Raw genomic sequence first — 19,327 nt, forward strand, 5'->3', positions numbered from 1 at the left:
GGACACGGAAGCGGCTCCGGCGCCGCTGGTGGCTCAACGGGGGCCGGAGCCGCCCCGATCGGCGGCGCTCGGCCCCCGACGGCTCTCGTGGTGCCCCGTCGGGTACGGCTCCGAAACGGCCCCGGGCACCGTCGTCACCAGGCGACGGGCAGGGCCCTCACGCCACCGGTGAGGTGCTGGGTACGGACCTCGATGTCGTCGAGCCCGGCCGCGAGGCGCAGCCCGGGCAGGCGCCGGGCGAGCGTGCGGAACACGGTCCGCAGCTCGGTGCGGGCGAGGCTCGCCCCGATGCAGAAGTGACCGCCGTGCCCGAAGCCGACGTGGGCGCGCTCCTCGCGGTCCGGGTCGAAGGCCTCGGCGTCGGCGAACGCGTCGGGGTCCCGGTTGGCCGCGTTGATCGAGAGGATGACCGCGTCGCCCTCGTGGATCGTCACGCCGCCGACCTCGACGTCGGTGTGCGCGTAGCGCAGCAGCCCGAGGTCGCCGGGCGCGCCGAGGCGCATGATCTCCTCGACGACGGCGTCCGTGCGCCCGTCGGGGTCGGCGGTGAGGTCGGCCCAGCGCTCCGGGCGGGTCAGCAGCAGGAGCGTGCCGAGCCCGATGCGGTTGACCGTGGTCTCGTGGCCGGCGAAGAGCAGCCCGACCGAGAGCCGGACCATCTCGGCGTAGTCGTAGGACTCGTCCTGCGCCTGGGCCGCGACGAGGTCGGAGATCACGTCCTCGCGGGGCTGCGCGCGCTTCTGCTCGGCCAGCCCCGCCATGTAGCGCCCGAACTCCGCCCGCGCCCCGGCCGGGTCGCGCGCCGGGTCGTAGGAGGCCATGCGGTCGGAGAGGTCGCGGAAGAACTCGCTGTGCTCGTGGGGCACGCCGAGCAGCCGGCAGATGACCGCGACCGGCAGCGGCACGGCGAGGGTCGCGTGCAGGTCGGCGACGCCGTCGGGCGAGGCCTCCCGGGCTGCGACGAGGTCGTCGACGTAGCCGTCGACGAGCGCCTGGACGTCGTCGCCCATCTGCCGCATCCGCTTGGCGGAGAACGCCGGAGTGAGCAGGCGCCGCATCCGGGTGTGGTCGGCCTCCTCGGTCTCGTAGCTCCCGGAGGGGCCCTCCTGGACCGCGCCGTGGGTGATGCGGGCCGCCTGCTCGGGGTGCGGGTGCGAGCGGCCGAGGCGCTTGTCACCGAGGAGGTCGCGCACCTCCTCGTAGCGGGTGACCAGCCAGGCCGGGTCCCCGGCGGGCGTGGTGACGGCCGCGACCGGGGCCTCGCGGCGCAGCACGTCGTAGAGCGGGGCCAGTTCGAGGATGTTGGGCCGGGTGAAGGGCAGCGCCGGGCGCTCCGGGGCGACGGTCATGAGCACTCCTCACGGTGGTGGTCTCGTCACCGACGGTACGTCTTCGTGGCAGTCACTGCCACAAAAAGTCCTCGCTAGGCTGTGCGGAAGCCGTCACCACCGGACGGAGGACGCGTGACCACCGAACGGGTGCACGAGGGCGCGGCGCGCCGCGGCCGCCCCCCGGAGACCGACGAGCAGCGCGCCCGCCGTCGCCTCGCGATCTCGCGCCACGCGGTGGCGCTGTTCGGCCGGCAGGGCGTCGCCGAGACGACCGGCGAGCAGATCGCGCAGGCCGCCGGCGTCTCCGAGCGGACCCTCTGGCGGCTCTTCCGGGCGAAGGAGGCCTGCGTCGAGCCCGTGCTCACGATCGCGCTCGACGACTTCGTCGCCGTGCTGCGCAGCTGGCCGGCGCACCTCGAGCTCGACGAGCACCTGCGGGCCGCGTACGGCACCGAGCTGGGCGCCTCGCTCGACGACGCCGGGGCCGTCCTCGCCGTCGTGCGCCTCACCCGCGACGAGCCGGGCCTGCGCGCGGTCTGGCTCGTGCTGCACGAGCGCGCGGAGCCGACGATCGCCGCGGCGCTCGCCACCCGCCTCGGGCTCCCCGTCGACGACCTCGACGTGCGGCTGCGCGCGGCCGCGGTCAACGCGGCGCTGCGTGTGCTCACCGACGACCTCGCGTGGACCGTCGCGGGTGGCGCCGTCACCGCGGCCGCCCTGGAGCACCACCGCGACCGCCTCGCCGAGACGCTGCGGACCCTGACCCGACTGCCGAACGGAGCGACGACGTCGTGAGCCGGGTGTTCGTGACCGGGTCCGCCGACGGGCTCGGGCTCATGGCCGCGCGCCTGCTGGCCGACGAGGGCCACACCGTGGTGCTGCACGCCCGCGACGAGGATCGGGCCCGGGCCGCGGCGGCGGCGCTGCCCGCGGCCGAGCGGGTCGTCGTCGGGGACGTGGCCGCGATCGCAGGGATGCGCGCGGTCGCCGAGCAGGCCGCCGCGGCGGGACCGTTCGACGCGGTGATCCACAACGTCGGCGTGGGCTACCGCGAACCGCGCCGGGTGGAGACCCCGGACGGCCTGGCGCACGTGTTCGCGATCAACGTGCTGGCGCCCTACCTGCTCACGGCGCTGCTGCCCCGGCCGGCGCGCCTGGTCTACCTCAGCTCGGGCATGGCGAGGGGCGGGCACGGCGACCTGGACGACCCGCAGTGGACCCGCCGCCGCTGGGCCGGGGCGCAGGCCTACTCCGACAGCAAGCTGTTCGACCTGCTGCTCGCGCTCGGCGTCGCCCGCCGGTGGCCGGACGTGCTGTCCAACGCGGTCTCGCCCGGCTGGGTCCCGACGCGGATGGGCGGCGCGGGCGCGCCCGACGACCTCGACGCCGGCCCGGTCACCCAGGCCTGGCTGGCGGTCTCCGACGAGCCGGACGCCCGCACGACCGGCGGGTACTTCTACCACCGGCGCCCGATCGACCCCCCGGGCACGGCCCGCGACGCCGCGGCGCAGGACGCGCTGCTCGGGTACTGCGCCGAGCTGACCGGCACGACGCTGCCCGCGTGAGCACCTCAGCGGTCGTCGATCACCCGCTGCGCGATCTCGTAGGTCGAGGTGCCGCCCTCGCGCGCCCGCTCGAGGATGAGGGCGTAGGCCGCGTCGACCCCGCACCCGAGGCGCGCCATGAGGAGCTCCGCCGCGGCACCGATCAGGGCCTGTTGCGCCGCGTGGTCGACGACGGCGGGCGCGGCGTCCCGCAGTGGGGCCACGGCCTCCCCGGCGGACACCGCGTCCCCGGCGGGCGCGACCGACCCACGCGGCGGCGGCCCGTGGCCGGGCACCCGCGCGTACGGCGTCGGGAACGCCACGACGCGGTCCCCGCCCCCGGTCCGCGGCCGCTCGCGGACGGCCCGCACCACGCGGTCGACGTGCAGCTCGATCGCCGAACCGAGCTCGCGGACGGTGGCGGCCACGGCGGGATCGGAGTCGCCCGCGACCCGGGCGATCGCCCCGGCCAGCCGGCGTCCGGCCTGGGCCAGCTCCTCGAGGACCTCGAGGCGCCAGACGGCCTCGTCCACCCCGGACGGACGCAGGACGTGGCCGTAGCGCTCCAGGCTCCCCAGGGATCGTGTCGCCTGTTCGGCGAGCGCCATCCCCGAGTCGTCCAATGACATGACCCCAAGTTACTGGTTCGCGGTTGGATTGTGCACGCCCGAGTTGGTTCCCGCCGGGACGTCCGCGACCGTACTCGACCGGTCCGACCTGCTCGAACGCGAGCATTCTATCCCTTTGGCGCACATGCTGGCCAGTTCGCGCACGCGTCGGGCAAGCCGCCGGACGGCTGAACTCGCGTGCTGTCGCATCGCGCACGCACCGTGACCAGCCGCCGTCGTCGAACCGTGCTCCGGTGCGCACTGTGCTGCGACTCCTCGTCCACCCAGGTAGCCCGTCGGGGTGATGGACGCCGCGACTCGGGCTGGAGCACAGTGACCGGGAGTCACCGGAACGGGAGGGCACCATGCAGCGGACGGGCGTGTTCCTCGGTTTCGTCCCGTGGATCGTCTTCTCGGTCGTGTCCGGGCCGAGCACCTGGGAGTGGGCCGCTCTCGCCGGGCTCGTCTGCTCGCTGATCCTGGTGGTGCCGACCTGGCGGCGCACCCACTCGATGAGCATCCTCGACGCCGCCGGCATCGCGTTCTTCGCCGTGATGGCGGTCCTCGCGCTGGCACTCGACCGCGCCACCCTGCAGCCCCTCGAGGACCGCGCCCAGCTGCTCTCCAGCGTCGTCATCGCCGTCGTCGCGTTCGGCTCGCTCGCCGCGGGCCGACCCTTCACCGAGTACTACGCGAAGCAGAGCACCCCCCGCGAGTACTGGCAGAGCCCGGTCTTCACGCGCATCAACCGCGTGCTGACCGCGCTGTGGGGCACGGTGTTCGTGCTCAACGGCCTGTGCGACGTGGCCGTGGGCTTCTGGGGCGCGGATCCGGACCTCTTCAGCTGGGTGCTGCCGGTGGTCCTCATCGTCGCCGCCGTCAAGATCACGGCGTGGTACCCCGACCACGTCACCGGCGGTCACGACGACGAGCACGCCGCCCCGGTCGCGCAGGGCTGAAACCCGTCGCGCGGTTCCGGCCGGCGGTGCAGGTGCCGCTCGGCGTGCCCGGCGCCGGGCTGCCGACGGGGTGTGACCCCCGTCAGACCTCGGTCTTCAGGATGCAGATCGCGAGGTGGGCGTCGAGAACGGCGTCGCGGGTCCCCGCATCGGCCCCGGGGTCGGCCTCGGCGGCCGCCTTGGCGCTGTCGCCGGCCTGCTCGAGCTCGATCACGGCGTCGCGGGCCGACGCGTCGTCGGCGGCCGATCGCCGCGCCTTGTCGGACTTCGTGTCGAACTCCCGCACGACGGCCACGGTGACCACCGAGGCCCCCTCGTCGGCTTCGGCGGCGCTCAGCGCCGCGGAGGTCCTGGCCTTGACGTCGGCCAGTCGGCTGGAGACATCGGTCGTGGTCAACATGGACAGCTCCCGTTTCGTCCCGGTGTGGTGGCTTCCGCTCCGGAAGTGACGGAGTGTCCGCCTCACGGGAGGTCAACGGGGCGACGCCGCCCGATCGGCCCAGCAGGACCACTCCGACGACGGCGGCGAGTGGTGGGTGCGGAGCGGGAGTGACCGCCGACCGTCACTCGACCGGCGCTGCCTCCAGCTCGTCGGCGTCGACGAACGCGGGCATCGCCGGGACGCTGCGGTCGACGACGACGGGGTTCGGGGCGCGGTTGATCAGCAGGCGCATGACGTCGGGCCGGGAGTAGTGCCCGACGGGGTCGGCGGCGGACTTCGCGATCGCGATCATCGAGAAGTCCAGGTCGGCGACGACGAGGCCCTCGGCGGTCTCGTCGAGGTCCTGCCCCAGCGGGCTGCCCTCGGGCCCGAAGATGCGCGCGAACCCGCCGCCCTGCAGGAGGAGCTGCCGTTTGACCTCGGTGTCGCAGAACAGGTCGTGGGCGGCCTGCCCGACGACGGCGCACGGCGCCACCACGAACGTCTGGCCCTCGACGGCGTAGACGAGGCTCGCGGCGTTGTTCACCTCCGGCCCGAGGGCCCGCGCGGCGCCGCGGTAGACCGAGAAGCTCGGCCAGGCGCCCACGTGGATCTGCTCCCCCAGGCTGTACATCGCGTACTTGGTCAGCGGCTGGAAGTGCTCCCAGCAGTTCAGCGCGCCGACCCGCCCGAGCGCCGTGTCGTGGACCTGGATGTCGCTGCCGTCGCCCTCGCCGAACACCGAGCGCTCGACGTGGGTCGGCTTGAGCTTGCGGCGCACGCTGATCACGCGCCCGGTGTCGGAGATCAGCGCCTGGGACATGTAGAGGCTGCCGCCGGCGCGCTCGGAGAACCCGAAGACGACGTGGATGCCGTGCCGGCCGGCGGCGTCGGCGATGCGCCGCATGTGCTCGCCGTCGCGGGTCATCGAGTTCTCCGCGTACCGCGGCACGAACGGCATGCCCATGGCGGGAGCGTCGAGCCAGATCCACCAGGGGTAGCCGGGGATGAAGGTCTCCGGGAACGCGACGAGCTGGGCGCCCTGCTCGGCGGCCTGCCCGACGTAGCCGATGAGGTGCTCGACGCCCGCGTCGAGGTCGAGCCAGCGGGGCTCGGCCTGGACCGCGGCAGCGCGCACGACGTGTGCCATGGGGGTCCTCCGTGTGGTCGTGGTCTCGGCAGGATGCGCCGACGACGACGGCCCGCCCTGACCGTGCGTGCCACCGGGACTCGCGCTGCGTGCCGGGCTCAGCCCCCGCGCGCGCGGAAGACCCCGGGGCTGGTGCCGGTGGCGTCGCGGAAGGTGCGGTGGAACTGAGCCTCCCCGCCGAACCCGCACCGTGCGGCGACCACCGCGACGGGCAGCTCGGGCCGCTCGCGCAACAGCGCCCGCGCACGGCGCAGGCGCTCGGCGCGCAGGAGGCCGCTCAACGTCTCGCCCTCGGCGGCCAGCACCCGGAACAGCGTCCGCCGGGAGACGTGGCAGGCCGACGCGATCGCCTCGGCGCTCACCCCGGGCTCGTCGGCGGCCCGGGCGATGCCGCGCCGCACCCGCTCCCGGACGGCGGCGTCGCTCGGCGGCGCGGTGGCGTGCCCGGCGAGGCCGAGCGCGAACTCGAACAGGCCGAGCGCGTGCGGCGTGAGTCCCGACGGCGGGTGCCCCTGCGCGGACTCCCGGGCGAGGCCGACGAAGAAGTCGGTGACGAGCCGGGCGGGGCCCGGCCCGGCGAGGGCGGTCGCGGTGGCGTCGCGGACCGCCGCGCGCGGGACCGCCGACCGGGGCACCTGGATGACGAGCTGGCGGAAGTGGTCGTCGAACTCGAGGGTGTAGGGCCGGGTGCTGTCGTAGAAGGCCATCGCCCCCGCTCGCAGCTCCGCGACCCGGCCGTCCTGGCGGACCTGCCCGACACCCTCGAGCTGGATGCTCGCCAGCAGGTAGTCCTCGTGACTGCGGGCGATGAGGCCGCGGGTGCGGTCGACGCGCTGCGCGTCGGCGGTGACGGTGGAGAGCTCGACGTCGTCGAGTGCCCGGTGCTCGATCGCGCCGGCGAACGGCCGGTCGTCGACCGGTCGCGCGGAGAGCTGGACGAAGGCGTCGCAGATCAGGTCGCGCCAGTAGTCGAAGGCCTGGTCCTGATCCACCGCCGCCGTGGACCACGCGGCCGCGGCCGGGGTCGCTCCCATGCTCCCTGGATCGAAGACCCTCCCCTCGGGGTTGTCCAGCGGCCGCCCGCACCGGCTGTGTCGACCATGTGACCGCCGTTACAGTCGGTGGGCCGAGCCGTCGGCGCCGGAGGAGGAGGAGGAGCGCGATGAGCCGTCGCGATGTGGAGTTCGACGCCGAGGGGACGACCCTGCGTGGCTGGTTCTACGACGCCGAGGGCGCCTCGGGGCCGGCCCCCGTGGTCGTCATGGCCCACGGCTTCTCCGCGGTCAAGGAGATGTACCTCGACCGGTACGGCGAGGCCTTCTCCCGGGCCGGCCTGCATGCCCTGGTCTTCGACAACCGCGGCTTCGGCGCCAGCGACGGCGAGCCCCGCCAGGAGATCGACCCGGTCGCGCAGGTCCGCGACTACCGCCACGCGATCACCTACGCGAGCAACCTGCCCGAGGTCGACCGCACCCGGGTCGGCGTGTGGGGCTCGAGCTACTCCGGCGGCCACGCGCTCGTCCTCGGCGCGATCGACCGCCGGGTCAGGGCGGTCGTCGCGCAGGTCCCGCTCGTCTCGGGCTACGAGAACATCCGGTCGCTGGTGCGCTCGGACTTCATCGGCGGGTTCCGCGAGCAGTTCGACGCCGACCGCGAGGCCCGTGGGCGCGGCGAGGCGCCCGCGATGGTGCCGGTGGTCGACAAGGACCCGCTCGCGCCGTCGGCGCTCCCCACCCCGGACTCCTACCAGTGGTTCACCGAGACCCACGAGCTCCGCGCGCCGTCGTGGCGCAACGAGGTCACGCTGCGGACCGTCGAGATGCTGTCCGAGTACGAGCCGCGGGCCTACATCCACCGCATCAGCCCCACCCCGCTGCTGATGCTCGTCGCCGAGAACGACGTCCTCACCCCCACCGAGCTCGCCGTCGCCGCGTACGTGGACGCCCGCGAGCCGAAGAAGCTGGTCATCCTCCCCGGCGGCCACTTCGACGCCTACGTCGACGGCTACGACCACTCGATGCCGCCCGCGCGGGACTGGTTCGTCGAGCACCTGCGGCCCTGACCGCGGTCACCGGATCGACGGGACCAGGCGCCGGGTCGTCACGGCGTACTCGGCGTACCCGGCCAGGTCCCGCCGCAGGAGGGCCTCCTCCGCCTCGATGCGGTGCCGGTAGGCGGTCCCGACGGCGGCCGTGGTCAGCACGGGAGCCAGGGCGTTCCGGGCGGTGAGCGCCGCACCGAGCCAGAGCAGCAGGACGCCCAGGTAGCCCGGGTGCCGCACGGCCGCGTACGGCCCGGAGCGGACGACCGGCTGGCCGTCGACCACCCGCAGCGTCCGCGCGTAGTGCCCGCGCAGGGTGCGCATGGCCCAGACCCGCAGCCCGATGCCGCCCGCCTGGACGGCGAGCCCGGCGGGACCGGACCACCGCGGGAGCCGGACCGACGCGGCGACGAGGGGGCTCGCGACGATCGCGCCGGCCGAAAAGAAGTACGCCCGCGTCAGCTCGTCGACGCCGTCCGGCCGGCTCGTCGGCCGGGCGGCGTCCTCGGCGACGACCGGCGGGCGCAGCGCCTCCATCAGCCGGATCCCGCCGAAGGCACCGGCGACCCCGACCGCCGACCACAGGACGTCACCGACCCCGCGCGGCACCGCTCGACCCATGGACGCGAGCCTGGCAGTCGCTCGACGATCCGGGCAATGACGGCCGGGCGCGGTCTACTCGCCGGCGTGCGACAGGTCGGCGGGCGCCTGCCCGCTCATGAGCGCTCCCGCCCAGCAACCGACCAGGCGTCCGTAGGCCTCCGTCTGCGTGAAGGCGTGCGGCTCGCTCGCGTAGCAGTTGATGGCCCCCAACGACCACTGCTCGGCATCCACCCCGACGCGCTGCGGCGTCCACGGCACGGCGATGGAGAGCGCCGAGCGCACGCCGAGCTCGTCGGCCTCCCGGCACAGGTCGGGCCAGGCCCGCCGGTCGGTGGAACCGGCCAGGTCGTCCGCCCGGACGACCGCGACCATGTCGAGCTCGACGGCCTCCACGCACGGCCCTTCGGCCAGCCGGTACTGCGCCGCGTCCATGGCGTCCGCGACGCCGGTGGGGCCGGCCGTCCGGTACTGCGGTCGGTCGCCGCCGAGCTGCTCGACCAGGGTCAGGCTGATCGACAGGCAACCGCCGTACAGCGGCCCGACCGCGTCGAGGACGACGCCGACCACGTCCGCGCGCGTCCGCCCCTCACCGCTAGATGCCAGCCCTCGACCGGCCGCCCACCCGTTGATGTTCCGGTCGGCCTGTTCCTGGGTCCGGGCGCACGCCGCACGGGCATACCGTTCCTGGTCGTGGGCACGCCTGCGCGCGTGGACCAACAACGTCCGGGAGGCCTCGGCCTGCGCTCGGACCTGGGCACACCACAGGGCCAACGCCGTGCTCCGGTCGGCCCTCATGGAGGGAGGGTAGGGCCCGGCACGGCCCCGCGACGAGGCTTCCGCGGAGACGGCGGCTTTCCTCCCGCGATGGGCGTTTCTCGCCGACGGAGCCGGAACCGAGGGGTGTTCGTCGGGCCTCCCACTCGGATTCGTCACCGCCCGGGCGCACTCGGCGTCGGCGGATCACCAGCGCGATGGGTCTGGTGTGGTGCCGCCGCCCGGCCGTCCGGATCTTCGGCCGGATGTCGGCACCACGCCTGCCGTATCACGCCAATTCGCGGTGCCGGGTTTTCCGGGACGGGTGGGCCGCGCATCCCGCCGGCACGCAGCCGAGAACCCGCGCTGCGAGGGAATCGGGCCCTCGGGCCCACCCCGAACTCGACGCGGGACAGCCTGCGGAGCATTCCGCCGCAGTGCACGACGTCCCGCGGGGTGACGTCCGCCGGCTCGACGCCTCCTCGTTCCGTCCTCCCTCCGTTCTCGTGCAGCGGGGCCCGCGCCCTGCGCCTGCGACGAGGGCGGTGACGGGCGGAGATCGAGGACCCGACGGCCCGACGGCGTCACGACGGCACCCCGGCCGACCCGGCGCGACCGCCGGCCCCGGCCGACGTGGCCCCGCTCTGCTGTCCACCCCGGCGCAGCGAAGCCCCACGGACACACGCTCAGCGAGGAGCACGACATGGCAGTGGAACTCTCCGACCCCCGCGAGCTCAACGGCGCGGCCGTGCTCGGTCGCGACGACGAGAAGCTCGGCAAGGTCGAGAACGTCTACCTGGACAACGACACCCGCCGACCCGAGTGGGTCGCGGTCACGACCGGCCTGTTCGGCGTCCACGTGTCGCTGGTCCCTCTCGCGACCGCGCAGTACCGCGACGGCACCCTGCGACTGCCCTACGACAAGTCGGCCGTCCAGCGGGCCCCGCACCACGACCCCGAGCGCGAGCTCTCGGCCGACCAGGAACGCGAGCTCTTCGAGCACTACGGGGTCGATTACGACGGCCGCACCGGTGACGGCGGGGCCCGCACCGGTGGCGATCACCGCGAGCAGGCCGGGGCGACGAGCGGGCGGCACGAGGGTCGCGCCGTCGGCCACGACGTCTCCGGCCCGACCACCGACGAGGCGATGACCCGCTCCGAGGAGGAGATGAGGGTCGGCATCGAGACCCGCGAGCGCGGACGGGCCCGGCTGCGCAAGTACGTGGTCACCGAGGAGCAGACCACGACGGTGCCGGTCTCGCACGAGGAGGTCGTCGTCGAGCGGGAGCCCATCACCGAGGCCAACGCCCCCGCCGCACACGACGGCCCGCCGATCTCCGAGGAGGAGCACGAAGTGGTCCTCCACGAGGAGCGGCCCGTGGTCGGCAAGGAGACCGTCGCCAGGGAGCGCGTCCGGATGGGCACCGAGACCCGCCGCGACGAGGAGCAGGTCAGCGAGCAGGTTCGCAAGGAGCACATCGAGGCCGACGCCGGACCCGACGCCGACACCGAGGGCCGCTCCGGCCGGAGCCGGTGACCCGGTCCCCGTCGCGACCCCGTCGACACGGGGTCGGGGCGGGCTCCGGTGCCCAACAGGAGCCGGAACGGCTGGGTCAGAAGGTGCCCGGTGGGTGGGTTCGCTGGTGGGCGGAGCTGGTGACGTTGTCGTTGAGCCACTGCGCGACGTCGGTGACCTTGATGTTGGTGTCCTGGGAGGACTTGACCAGCATCCGGAACGCGCCGTGGTCGTCGACCTTGAAGCGCTCCATGAGGATGCCCTTGGCCCGCCCGATGAGGTCGCGGCTGTCCACGGCGCGCTGCAGGTGTCTGGCCTGCTCGGTGCCGTAGAGCAGCAGGGCGGCCTGCAGCCCGAACAGCCCGGCCAGGGTCAGGGCGTGCTCGTCGAGGGCGTTCGGGGCCTCGGAGTAGAGGTTCAGGGCGCCGTGCATCCCGCCGTCGGTGGAGAGCTGGATCGAGGTCAATGCCTGGAAGCCGACGCCCACCACGATCGGCGCGTACCGGGGCCAGCGCCCGGCGTCGGCCCCGGTGAGGTCGTGGGCGACGACCATCCCGTCGTCGGGCGGGTCCTCGATCGCAGTGATGCAGGGGCCCTCGTCGAGCTCGGACTGGGTCTCGTCGAGCTTGCGGACGCTCTGGCGGGTCGGGTGGCGGGTCTCGATGCGACCGTGCTCGGTGATCGAGATGCTACCGGCGTCGACCCCCGGGATCGTCTCCACGGCCGACGCGACGATCTGACCGAGGGTCTGCTCGAGGTCGTGGATACTGCGGTGCCCGGTCAACTCGCGCGCGGCGGCGCGCAGGGCGGCGACGAGTCGATGGTCCTGGGCAGTCGGCATCAAGGTGCTCCTGGGCTCGCGGCGCGGGCCGGGGGAGCACGATTCCGGGACCGATCGCACCCGTCCGCGACGTCGATCGCGGCGCTTGGTCGTCGAGCGACCCGACGTGGACGGAATGCCTCGGCGGTTCTTCAGGCTCCCCGCCAGCAGATCGCGGCCGTATGGTCGACCGACACACCCAGACCGTACAACGAACAGCTTGTCCACCCTGCGCGCGGTGAGGTGTCGTTCGGCTGCGCCGGCGGTCGAGCCAATGGCGGGTTCGGTCCGATTCTGCTGATCGGTGCCCCCGGTGACGACCCCGCCGCCACAGGTGCTCCTGCGGCGGGCGGAGCCGCCCCGACCGGCTGCGTTGGTGAACCGGAACGAGGGCGCCATGACGCACCTCAGGTACCGACACCACCGCTCGAACCGGCGCGGCAGCGGTGCCCGATCACCGGCCGCGGTGAAACCGGAGCCTCGACCAGCCCGTGCTCCCGGGCGATCTGGCAGACCCGGGGCACCTCGTCGTGGGAGAGACCCCGCTCCGGCCACCGCCCCGCCGGGGACACCGGTGGCCGGCGCGCTAGGGCTCCGGCGCGGTCTCGCGGTCGATCTCCGCCTGTTCTCGGTCGTCCCGTTCCCGGTAGCGGGCCCCCGCGCTGCGCGAGCGATCAAGACGCTCTGCAGCGCGGAGCACCGCCTCGTGGGCACGGCCCAGAGCTGCATCGACCCGGTTGAGTTGTTCGATCGTGGGGACCTGCATCGCACGGGCCAGGTCGTCCAGCGAGGCTTCGCGCCGATCGGCCCGTTGCTCGCGTGCGTCCGCCCTAGTCTCTCGCCGGTCCGCGATCTCGTCACGCTCGTCGGCCAGGTCGTCGCGTCGATCTGCGGCTGCATCCCGAGCGTCGGCCCGCGTCTGCCGCTCCCGCGCTGCCACATCTCGGGCGTCGGCCCGCGTCTGCCGCTCCCGCGCTGCCACATCCCGGGCGTCGGCCGGCGCGTCCCGCTCCTCCGCCGCCAGGTCGGCGTGATGGTCTGGCTTCGCCTGGACACGGGCGTTGAGCCCCTTGCCTGGAGCAGATCGTCGAGAGATCGACTTCTTGGTCACGATGTTCACCGGCTCGCTGATGATCAGTCGGGGTGTCCCTTCGTCTTGGCTGAGTCTGCCCGACGGCGTCGTTCGACGGGCGGGCTCTGAGGAGCCTTCTGGTGGCTGGCGTGAGGCCGGCGCTGGGCGGAACGTGCCCCCGCGGGGCGGGCTGTCGATCGGCTGCGTCTGCGACTCAGCTCCACGTGCTTGCGCGGACCTCCCACTCGGCGAGGACGAGGTCGGCAACGTCGGCGACGGTCATCTCCACCTGGTGGGCCCATCCGTGCAGCAGGAAGAGCGCCCCGGTCACGGTGCAGCGATGGCGCTCACTGAGGATGCCCAGGGCGCAGTTGATCCGGTCGCGGGGCTCGTCGGCCGCCGAGGGGTCGGTGTCGCTCATCTGGTTCCTCTCGACAGTCGCCTCGCGTGGAGGGTGCACACACGACGCCCACGGGCAGGAGACGCTGACTGTTGTGAGCGCGCTCGGGGCTCAGCCAGCGGGCGCGGTCCAGCCGTCGCCGTCGTGGCCGGCGTTGCGCGCCAAGGCCTCCTCGAGGAGCCATTGGGCGACGTCGACGACCTTCATGTTGGTGTCCTGCGAGGACCTCACGAGCATCTGGAACGCCTGGTCGCCGGTCAGGTGGAACCGTTCGATGAGGATGCCCTTGGCCTGCCCGATCACATCGCGGCTGTCGACAGCTCGTTGCAGGTGTGCGGCCTGTTCGCTGCCGTAGAGCAGCATCGCGGCCTGCACGCCGAACAGGGCGGCGGTCAGGCGTGCCTCGTCGTCGAATGCGTCGGGCTCGGCCGCGTAGAGGTTGAGCGCGGATCGCATGCGCCGCCCGGTGTGAAGGTCCAGAGAGATCATCGCCCGGAACCCGGCTGTGACGGCCTGGGGAGCGAATCGGGGCCAGCGCGCCGCATCCTCCCCGCCCAGATCGACGACGACGATGGCCCCGTCGTCCGGCGGGTTCTCCATGGCGGAGATGCAGGGTCCCTCGCGGAGCTCGCTCTGCAGACCGTCGAGCTTGGTGACCGTCTCGGTACTCGGGTTCCGGGAGCTGACGCCGCTCTCGGTGGTCGTGGAGATGCCGCCGGCGTCGGCACCTCCGACGGTGTTCACCGCGGCGGCGACGATCTCGGCCAGGGTCTGGTCCAGGTCGCGGATGCTGTGCGTGTCAGTCAGGGTGTGCGCGGCGCGACGGAGCGAGATCGCCAGCTCCTCGTTCGTACTCATCTGGTCCTCGGTCCCCTTCCCGTCTGTGTGGGACGGCTCGACGCCGCCGAGAAAGCATCGGGGCCGCACTCGAAGTCGGTGGTGTTGACTGCCTGCGCAGCGGCGGTGTGGCGGGTCGCTCGGCGTTCGCGCAACGACCGCGGGGTCGATCGCACTGAGCATCGACCTACAGCGACTTCGCAGGGTGGCTTACCCATTCGCTTTTTGGCCTACACAAGCATGAGGGTCCGCGACGGGGTGGTGGGCTCACCCGAGGCCGGCGCCCACGTTGGCGCACACGGCCACTGGAGGCTCCGTCGAGGCTCAGCTGAAGTACGCCCCGTGGACTTGGCCGATCCGGGCGAGGAGGTAGGTGACCTCGTCGCGCGGGTTGACGCTCAGATCGAGTCCGACGACGTCAAGCATGAAGCGTTCGGCGACGGTGGCGAGCTTGACGTTGGCGTTCTGGGAGACCCAGACCAGGGCGTCGAACGCGGCGTCGGGCTCCAGGCCGAACACTGCCATCAGCACGCCCTTGGCCTGGTCGATCGGCCCTCGGGTGTCCATGGCCCGCAGCAGCGCGTCGATGCGGCGCTCGCCCGCGCAGGCGCGTTGCTCGGCTTCCACCGCCCGTTGCAGCGTCTTGTGGGCACGTTCTCTGACGTCGCAGAGTTGCTGTTCGAGAGCAGCGCTTCGGCCGGCGGCGTCACCGCGCGCTGCCGTGCTCGAACGATCTTGTTCGTCAGACGATGAGCCCGGTGTACTGACGGGCGCGAGCCTGGTCACGTCGCTCTCCTGCGTGATCGTGCGCGGGAGCTGAAGCAGTCTCGCGATGTGAGCCGCCGGAGCTTCGTTGAAAGCCGCAACGCGCCACGATGTCCACGATGCGAAGTGGCTATACACAAGACGACCACAACTGGTCGTGTGCAGTCAATCGCTGTGGGCGAGATTCATGGGCTTGCCATGTGCCGCTCGCGCTGGGTGGGCCGCGCAGTTTCCTGTCTTCAGACTCGCCGGGCGGTTCACTGGGACGTCCTGTCCTACGCCTGGCAGCGCGCGACCTCCGGCTCCTCGTGGCAGGAGGACTGTGAGCGTCTCGGTGGACTGCTCGAGTGGGCCCGCGTCGTCGAGGTGACCGACGGCGACAACGGCTGGCCCGTCCACCTCCACGTCCTGCTCTGCTTCCGCGAACAGGTCTCCGCCGACCTCGCGCCGCCGCCCTCGGACCGCACGACTGCCGCGGCCGAGGAGAGAGGGATCGAGGGAGCATCAGCCTTCCTCGCCGGCCAAGGTCTGACCGGTCAAAGGTCGAGACTCGACCTCCGAAGAAGCCACTCATGCACCATCGCGGCTGACGACGCGAGCTTGCCATGTCGCCATGTCAGGCGGACTCGTGGCGCTGAGCAGCACGATGCCCGTCGGCGTCGCCGGTGGCGATCCAGCTGGCGAGCAGGGCATTGGCGTCGGCCGAGGGGCTGCCCGGCTCGGGGCTGTAGACGGTCATGGTCAGGCCCTGGTCGGCGGCAACGTCGAGGGTCTCGAAGTCGAAGTTCAGTGATCCGACGATGGGGTGGTTGAACCGTTTGACGCCGTTCTGGTGCAGCCGGACGTCGTGGCGGGCCCAGAGCGTGCGGAAGGCCTCGCTGCGGGTGGACAGCTCCCCGACGAGGTCGGAGAGGTCGCGGTCGAACGGGTCGCGGCCGGCCTCGGTGCGCAGGATGGCCACCGCGCGTTCCGCGGCGGCGGTCCAGTCGGGGTGGAAGTCCCCGGCCCGGGGGTCGAAGAAGGTGAAGCGGGCCATGTTCGCCGGGGCGGTCGGATCGGGGTGGCGCGGGTCGGGGAACAGCGGGGCGTAGAGCGCATACCCGAGCGGGTTGGCCGTGACGATGTCCAGGCGCGGGTTGCGCACGATGGCGGGGATGTCGGTGATCGCCTCGACGATGCGGGCGACGGCGGGCCGCACGGTGCGCGGGCCACGGCGCTTGGCGCGGGCGGTGGTGTTCGCGGCGCGGCAGAGGTCGAACAGGTGGGCGCGTTCGGCATCGTCGAGCTGTAGGGCGCGGGACAGTGCGTCGAGGACGGCTTCGGAGACGCCTTGCAACTTGCCCCGCTCGAGTTGGGCGTAATACTCCACCGAGAGCCCAGCCAGCGTGGCGACTTCCTGGCGGCGCAGCCCGGGCACGCGGCGAGTCGAGCCGTCGTAGGAGGGCAGACCGGCCTCCTGTGGGGTGATCCGGGCCCGCCGGGTGGTCAGGAACTCGCTGACCTCGCTGCGGTTGTCCACGGTCCCGACGCTACGACGCGGGCGCGGGTCGTGGGGTGGGCTGTCAGTACACCGGTCAGCAGCCCCTCGCCCACCCGCCGGCGAGGGCGTTGTCTCGAGGTCGCCGGAGCGCACCGCTCCGGGCAGATGCTTCGAGGAGATGGCGGTATGACATCGGACGGCGCGGCCGGCGAAGCGGCCACGACGTCGCGGGATGCGACGGTGGTGGTCGCCTCGGCCGGGGTGCTGTTGACCTTGGTCGCGTTCACCACGCCTCTGTCGACCCTGGTCGAAACCGCGGCCGGTGTGGCCGCCGGCGCGGGTCCGCAGGCGTGGATTCTCTCGGCCATGAGCCTGGGCTGCGCGGCCGGGCTGATGGCCGGCGGCGCGATCGGCGACGAGCGCGGCCGGCGGCGGGTGTTCGTGATCGGCGCCGGCCTGCTCGCGGTGACCTCGCTGCTGGCCGGCCTCGCACCCAACGCGGGGTGGCTGGTGGCGATGCGCATCGGGCAGGGCCTGGGCGGTGCCGCGGTGATGGCCTGTGGGCTGGGCCTGATCGGCCGAGCCTTTCCGACCGGGCGCGAGCGCTCCCGCGCGACTGCCGCCTGGGGGGCAGCATTGGGCGGCGGGGTGGCGGTCGGGCCGCTGGTGGCCGCCGCACTGACCGCAGTCGGCGGCTGGCGGTTGCCCTATGTGGTGATCGCCGCCGCGTCGGTGGTCCTTGCGGTGACCGCCCGGCTGCTGCTCGCCGAGTCCCGTGCCGCGGCCCCGCGCCCGGTCGATGTGCTCGGAACCGTGCTGTTGCCCGGCGGGGTGGCCGCGCTGCTGGCCGGGCTGGTGCAAGGCCGCAGTGACTGGACCGCGCCGGACACGGTGGTGCTGCTGGTCGCCGCCATCGCCCTGCTGGCGGGGTTCGTGGTCGTCGAGCACCACTCGCGGCACCCGATGCTCGATCTGGGCCTGTTCCGACGGCCCGACTTCGTCGGCGCCACCGTCGCCGCGGTCGGGGCCGGCGCCGGCGTCCTCGCGTTGGCGAACTTCGTGCCCACCGTTCTCGAGCGGGGTCTCGGGGTCAGCACGATGCTGGCCTCGGTGGTGCTGCTGGCGTGGTCGGCGACCAGCGCGGTCACCGCGTACGCCGCCCGCTGGTTCCCCGAGACCGTCACCCCACGCGCGCTGCTCGTCGGCGGCCTGGCCGGCGTCACGGTCGGACAACTGTCGCTGCTCGGGCTCGGCGTCGAGAGCAGCCCCGCCCGGCTGGTGCCCGGCCTGCTGGTGGCCGGAGCGGCCAACGGCGTACTCAACGCTGCGCTGGGCCGCCAGGCCGTTGCCAGCGTCCCCGCCGAACGAAGCGGCATGGGCTCGGGCGCCAACAACACCGCCCGCTACCTCGGCTCCGCGCTCGGCATCGCCATCTGCGCGGTCCTGGTCACCAGCGGCGGCACCCGACCCGCATCCATCCTCGCCGGCTGGAACGTCGCTGTCGTGGCCACCGCCGCGATCTCCGCCGTGTGCGCGCTGGTCGCCCTCGCCGCCCGCGATCACCACACCGCCGAGACCTCCACGCGACCCGAGGGCGACCCGGCCGCCGCGACCCCCGCGACCGCGCCCGCAGGAAAGGACACCCACGATGGCTGACCGCCCACACCCGCTCACGCTGGCTCCGAAACTCGCCGAGCTCAACACCGAGGTGCTCTTCGGCGACATCTGGGAGCGCCCCGAGCTCTCCAAGCGTGACCGCAGCCTGATCACGGTCGCCTCGCTGGTCTCGCTCTATCGCACCGAACAGCTCGGGTTCCACCTGGCCCGTGCGATCGAGAACGGCGTCACCCGCGACGAGCTCGTCGAAGCCATCACCCACCTGGCGTTCTACGCCGGCTGGCCGACCGCGGTCACCGCGCTGGGCCAGCTGCAGACCATCCTCCCCGAGGAAGACGAGGCGTCGTCGTGAAGGCGACCCTGATCCACGGCGCGGGCGACATCCGCGTCGAACACGTCCCCGACCCCGAGCTCGTCGAGCCCACCGACGCCATCGTGCGCGTCGTGCGCGCCGCGATCTGCGGCTCCGACCTGTGGCCCTACGCCTCCGCGCCGGTCGACGAGGCCGGCGCCCCCATCGGGCACGAGTTCATCGGCGTCGTCGAGGACGTCGGCGCCGAGGTCACCGGCGTCGCCGCCGGCGACCTCGTCGTCGCCCCGTTCACCTTCGCCGACGGCACCTGCGAGTACTGCCGAGAAGGCCTGCACACCGCCTGCCCGAACCGCGGGGTATTCGGCACCCGCGGCGCCGGCGGCGGCCAGGCCGACGCCGTCCGGGTGCCGCTGGCGACCGGCACCCTGGTCAAGCTGCCGGTGGCCGCGGACTCCGAGCTGCTGGGTTCCTTGCTGACCCTCGCCGACGTGTTCTCCACCGGCCACCACGCCGCGGTCACCGCCGGCGTGCTCGCCGGCGACTCGGTCACCGTCGTCGGCGACGGCGCGGTCGGCCTGTCCGCGGTGCTGGCGGCCAAGCGCCTCGGCGCCGAGCAGATCGTCCTCATGGGCCACCACCGGAACCGCACCGACCTGGGCCGGGAGTTCGGCGCCACCGACGTGGTCGCCGAGCGCGGCGACGAGGGCGTGGCGAAGGTCCGCGACCTCACCAAGGGCCAGGGCACCCGCCGCGTCCTGGAATGCGTCGGGCTGCTGCCCGCGCTCGAGACCGCCGAAGGCGTCGCCCGCGCCGGCGGGGTCATCAGCCGCGTCGGCGTCCCGCAGTACACCGACGGTCCGATCGGGTTCGCCGCGATGTTCGGCGCCAACCTCACCCTCACCGGCGGTCCGGCGCCCGCCCGGGCCTACATCGAGACCCTGCTGCCCGACGTCCTCGACGGCACCATCGCCCCCGGCCGGGTCTTCGACCGCGCCGTCGACCTCGACGGCGTCCCCGAGGGCTACCAGGCCATGGCCGACCGCCAGGCACTCAAGGTCCTCGTCACTCCGTGACACACCAGTCGGGTGGCCACGGAC

At 73.2% G+C, this 19,327-nt stretch carries 21 protein-coding genes; 8 read left to right on the forward strand and 13 right to left on the reverse strand.

The features are described 5' to 3' along the window. Window positions 1-134: 134 nt before the first annotated feature. Complete coding sequence (locus tag HH311_RS12410; protein ID WP_169183970.1) at window positions 135-1,349, reverse strand: cytochrome P450; 1,215 nt, start codon at window positions 1,347-1,349, stop codon at window positions 135-137. 114 nt (window positions 1,350-1,463) lie between these two features. Here HH311_RS12410 and HH311_RS12415 point away from each other — a divergent pair, with 114 nt between their 5' ends. Next, complete coding sequence (locus tag HH311_RS12415) at window positions 1,464-2,126, forward strand: helix-turn-helix domain-containing protein (RefSeq protein WP_312030109.1); 663 nt, start codon at window positions 1,464-1,466, stop codon at window positions 2,124-2,126. Further along, entirely contained in the window at window positions 2,123-2,896 is a 774-nt protein-coding gene (locus HH311_RS12420) for an SDR family NAD(P)-dependent oxidoreductase (protein ID WP_169183971.1), read from the forward strand. The genes HH311_RS12415 and HH311_RS12420 overlap by 4 nt, the downstream gene beginning before the upstream one ends. 5 nt (window positions 2,897-2,901) lie before the next feature. Here HH311_RS12420 and HH311_RS12425 read toward each other — a convergent pair whose 3' ends face one another. Next, a complete protein-coding gene (locus HH311_RS12425; RefSeq protein ID WP_169183972.1) occupies window positions 2,902-3,504 on the reverse strand; it encodes an ANTAR domain-containing protein in 603 nt (200 codons plus the stop codon). A gap of 344 nt (window positions 3,505-3,848) precedes the next feature. Between HH311_RS12425 and HH311_RS12430 the strand changes: the two genes are divergently transcribed. Further along, complete coding sequence (locus tag HH311_RS12430) at window positions 3,849-4,442, forward strand: hypothetical protein (protein WP_169183973.1); 594 nt, start codon at window positions 3,849-3,851, stop codon at window positions 4,440-4,442. Between the two features lie 82 nt (window positions 4,443-4,524). Here the strand turns inward: HH311_RS12430 and HH311_RS12435 are convergent, their stop codons facing one another. The 3 genes from HH311_RS12435 to HH311_RS12445 form a co-directional block, all read right to left on the reverse strand. Then, window positions 4,525-4,842: a hypothetical protein gene (locus HH311_RS12435; protein ID WP_169183974.1), complete on the reverse strand. Its 318-nt coding sequence runs from the start codon at window positions 4,840-4,842 to the stop codon at window positions 4,525-4,527. Between the two features lie 163 nt (window positions 4,843-5,005). Next, on the reverse strand, window positions 5,006-6,013 hold the full coding sequence (locus tag HH311_RS12440) for a carbon-nitrogen hydrolase family protein (RefSeq protein WP_169183975.1): 1,008 nt from the start codon (window positions 6,011-6,013) through the stop codon (window positions 5,006-5,008). Window positions 6,014-6,111: 98 nt separating this feature from the next. After that, window positions 6,112-7,047, reverse strand: a complete 936-nt coding sequence (locus HH311_RS12445) for an AraC family transcriptional regulator (protein ID WP_169183976.1) — start codon at window positions 7,045-7,047, stop codon at window positions 6,112-6,114. A gap of 128 nt (window positions 7,048-7,175) precedes the next feature. On the opposite strand from HH311_RS12445, the gene HH311_RS12450 reads away from it, so the two are divergent. Then, window positions 7,176-8,075, forward strand: a complete 900-nt coding sequence (locus HH311_RS12450) for an alpha/beta hydrolase (RefSeq protein WP_169183977.1) — start codon at window positions 7,176-7,178, stop codon at window positions 8,073-8,075. A gap of 6 nt (window positions 8,076-8,081) precedes the next feature. On the opposite strand, the gene HH311_RS12455 is transcribed toward HH311_RS12450, so the two are convergent. Both HH311_RS12455 and HH311_RS12460 read right to left on the reverse strand, forming a co-directional pair. After that, window positions 8,082-8,675, reverse strand: coding sequence for an isoprenylcysteine carboxylmethyltransferase family protein (locus tag HH311_RS12455; protein WP_169183978.1), 594 nt, complete (start codon window positions 8,673-8,675; stop codon window positions 8,082-8,084). Window positions 8,676-8,729: 54 nt separating this feature from the next. Further along, window positions 8,730-9,452 (reverse strand): hypothetical protein, encoded by a 723-nt coding sequence (locus HH311_RS12460; RefSeq protein ID WP_169183979.1) that lies wholly within the window; start codon window positions 9,450-9,452, stop codon window positions 8,730-8,732. 661 nt (window positions 9,453-10,113) lie between these two features. On the opposite strand from HH311_RS12460, the gene HH311_RS12465 reads away from it, so the two are divergent. After that, window positions 10,114-10,947 carry a DUF2382 domain-containing protein gene (locus HH311_RS12465; RefSeq protein ID WP_169183980.1) on the forward strand — a complete coding sequence of 278 codons (834 nt, stop codon included), beginning with the start codon at window positions 10,114-10,116 and terminating at the stop codon, window positions 10,945-10,947. 76 nt (window positions 10,948-11,023) lie between these two features. Here the strand turns inward: HH311_RS12465 and HH311_RS12470 are convergent, their stop codons facing one another. The 6 genes from HH311_RS12470 to HH311_RS12495 form a co-directional block, all read right to left on the reverse strand. Next, the gene (locus tag HH311_RS12470; protein ID WP_169183981.1) at window positions 11,024-11,767 is read right to left on the reverse strand and encodes an ANTAR domain-containing response regulator; all 744 of its coding nucleotides are present in this window, start codon (window positions 11,765-11,767) and stop codon (window positions 11,024-11,026) included. Window positions 11,768-12,332: 565 nt separating this feature from the next. Next, complete coding sequence (locus HH311_RS12475; RefSeq protein WP_169183982.1) at window positions 12,333-12,866, reverse strand: hypothetical protein; 534 nt, start codon at window positions 12,864-12,866, stop codon at window positions 12,333-12,335. A gap of 166 nt (window positions 12,867-13,032) precedes the next feature. Further along, window positions 13,033-13,239: a hypothetical protein gene (locus HH311_RS12480; RefSeq protein ID WP_169183983.1), complete on the reverse strand. Its 207-nt coding sequence runs from the start codon at window positions 13,237-13,239 to the stop codon at window positions 13,033-13,035. Between the two features lie 90 nt (window positions 13,240-13,329). Beyond that, window positions 13,330-14,076, reverse strand: a complete 747-nt coding sequence (locus tag HH311_RS12485) for a GAF and ANTAR domain-containing protein (RefSeq protein ID WP_169183984.1) — start codon at window positions 14,074-14,076, stop codon at window positions 13,330-13,332. Window positions 14,077-14,379: 303 nt separating this feature from the next. Beyond that, window positions 14,380-14,841, reverse strand: a complete 462-nt coding sequence (locus tag HH311_RS33275; RefSeq protein ID WP_169183985.1) for an ANTAR domain-containing protein — start codon at window positions 14,839-14,841, stop codon at window positions 14,380-14,382. Window positions 14,842-15,436: 595 nt separating this feature from the next. Next, window positions 15,437-16,339, reverse strand: coding sequence for a helix-turn-helix domain-containing protein (locus HH311_RS12495; protein ID WP_169183986.1), 903 nt, complete (start codon window positions 16,337-16,339; stop codon window positions 15,437-15,439). Window positions 16,340-16,369: 30 nt separating this feature from the next. Between HH311_RS12495 and HH311_RS12500 the strand changes: the two genes are divergently transcribed. The 3 genes from HH311_RS12500 to HH311_RS12510 are packed head-to-tail and all read left to right on the forward strand — an operon-like array spanning window position 16,370 to window position 19,303. Beyond that, complete coding sequence (locus HH311_RS12500; RefSeq protein ID WP_211190152.1) at window positions 16,370-17,956, forward strand: MFS transporter; 1,587 nt, start codon at window positions 16,370-16,372, stop codon at window positions 17,954-17,956. Continuing rightward, a complete protein-coding gene (locus tag HH311_RS12505) occupies window positions 17,949-18,269 on the forward strand; it encodes a carboxymuconolactone decarboxylase family protein (protein ID WP_169183987.1) in 321 nt (106 codons plus the stop codon). The genes HH311_RS12500 and HH311_RS12505 overlap by 8 nt, the downstream gene beginning before the upstream one ends. Beyond that, window positions 18,266-19,303: an alcohol dehydrogenase catalytic domain-containing protein gene (locus HH311_RS12510; protein ID WP_169183988.1), complete on the forward strand. Its 1,038-nt coding sequence runs from the start codon at window positions 18,266-18,268 to the stop codon at window positions 19,301-19,303. The genes HH311_RS12505 and HH311_RS12510 overlap by 4 nt, the downstream gene beginning before the upstream one ends. Window positions 19,304-19,327 lie beyond the last annotated feature (24 nt).

The organism is Actinomycetospora sp. TBRC 11914, from assembly GCF_012933465.1.
In the GTDB taxonomy this organism is placed as follows: Bacteria; Actinomycetota; Actinomycetes; order Mycobacteriales; family Pseudonocardiaceae; genus Actinomycetospora.

Bases quoted from the DNA above. Each gene is read 5' to 3' on its own strand.
- HH311_RS12410 (WP_169183970.1), bottom strand. From the start codon at position 1,349: ATGACCGTCGCCCCGGAGCGCCCGGCGCTGCCCTTCACCCGGCCCAAC.
- HH311_RS12425 (WP_169183972.1), bottom strand. From the start codon at position 3,504: ATGTCATTGGACGACTCGGGGATGGCGCTCGCCGAACAGGCGACACGA.
- HH311_RS12430 (WP_169183973.1), top strand. From the start codon at position 3,849: ATGCAGCGGACGGGCGTGTTCCTCGGTTTCGTCCCGTGGATCGTCTTC.
- HH311_RS12435 (WP_169183974.1), bottom strand. From the start codon at position 4,842: ATGTTGACCACGACCGATGTCTCCAGCCGACTGGCCGACGTCAAGGCC.
- HH311_RS12440 (WP_169183975.1), bottom strand. From the start codon at position 6,013: ATGGCACACGTCGTGCGCGCTGCCGCGGTCCAGGCCGAGCCCCGCTGG.
- HH311_RS12445 (WP_169183976.1), bottom strand. From the start codon at position 7,047: ATGGGAGCGACCCCGGCCGCGGCCGCGTGGTCCACGGCGGCGGTGGAT.
- HH311_RS12450 (WP_169183977.1), top strand. From the start codon at position 7,176: ATGAGCCGTCGCGATGTGGAGTTCGACGCCGAGGGGACGACCCTGCGT.
- HH311_RS12455 (WP_169183978.1), bottom strand. From the start codon at position 8,675: ATGGGTCGAGCGGTGCCGCGCGGGGTCGGTGACGTCCTGTGGTCGGCG.
- HH311_RS12460 (WP_169183979.1), bottom strand. From the start codon at position 9,452: ATGAGGGCCGACCGGAGCACGGCGTTGGCCCTGTGGTGTGCCCAGGTC.
- HH311_RS12465 (WP_169183980.1), top strand. From the start codon at position 10,114: ATGGCAGTGGAACTCTCCGACCCCCGCGAGCTCAACGGCGCGGCCGTG.
- HH311_RS12470 (WP_169183981.1), bottom strand. From the start codon at position 11,767: ATGCCGACTGCCCAGGACCATCGACTCGTCGCCGCCCTGCGCGCCGCC.
- HH311_RS12480 (WP_169183983.1), bottom strand. From the start codon at position 13,239: ATGAGCGACACCGACCCCTCGGCGGCCGACGAGCCCCGCGACCGGATC.
- HH311_RS12485 (WP_169183984.1), bottom strand. From the start codon at position 14,076: ATGAGTACGAACGAGGAGCTGGCGATCTCGCTCCGTCGCGCCGCGCAC.
- HH311_RS12505 (WP_169183987.1), top strand. From the start codon at position 17,949: ATGGCTGACCGCCCACACCCGCTCACGCTGGCTCCGAAACTCGCCGAG.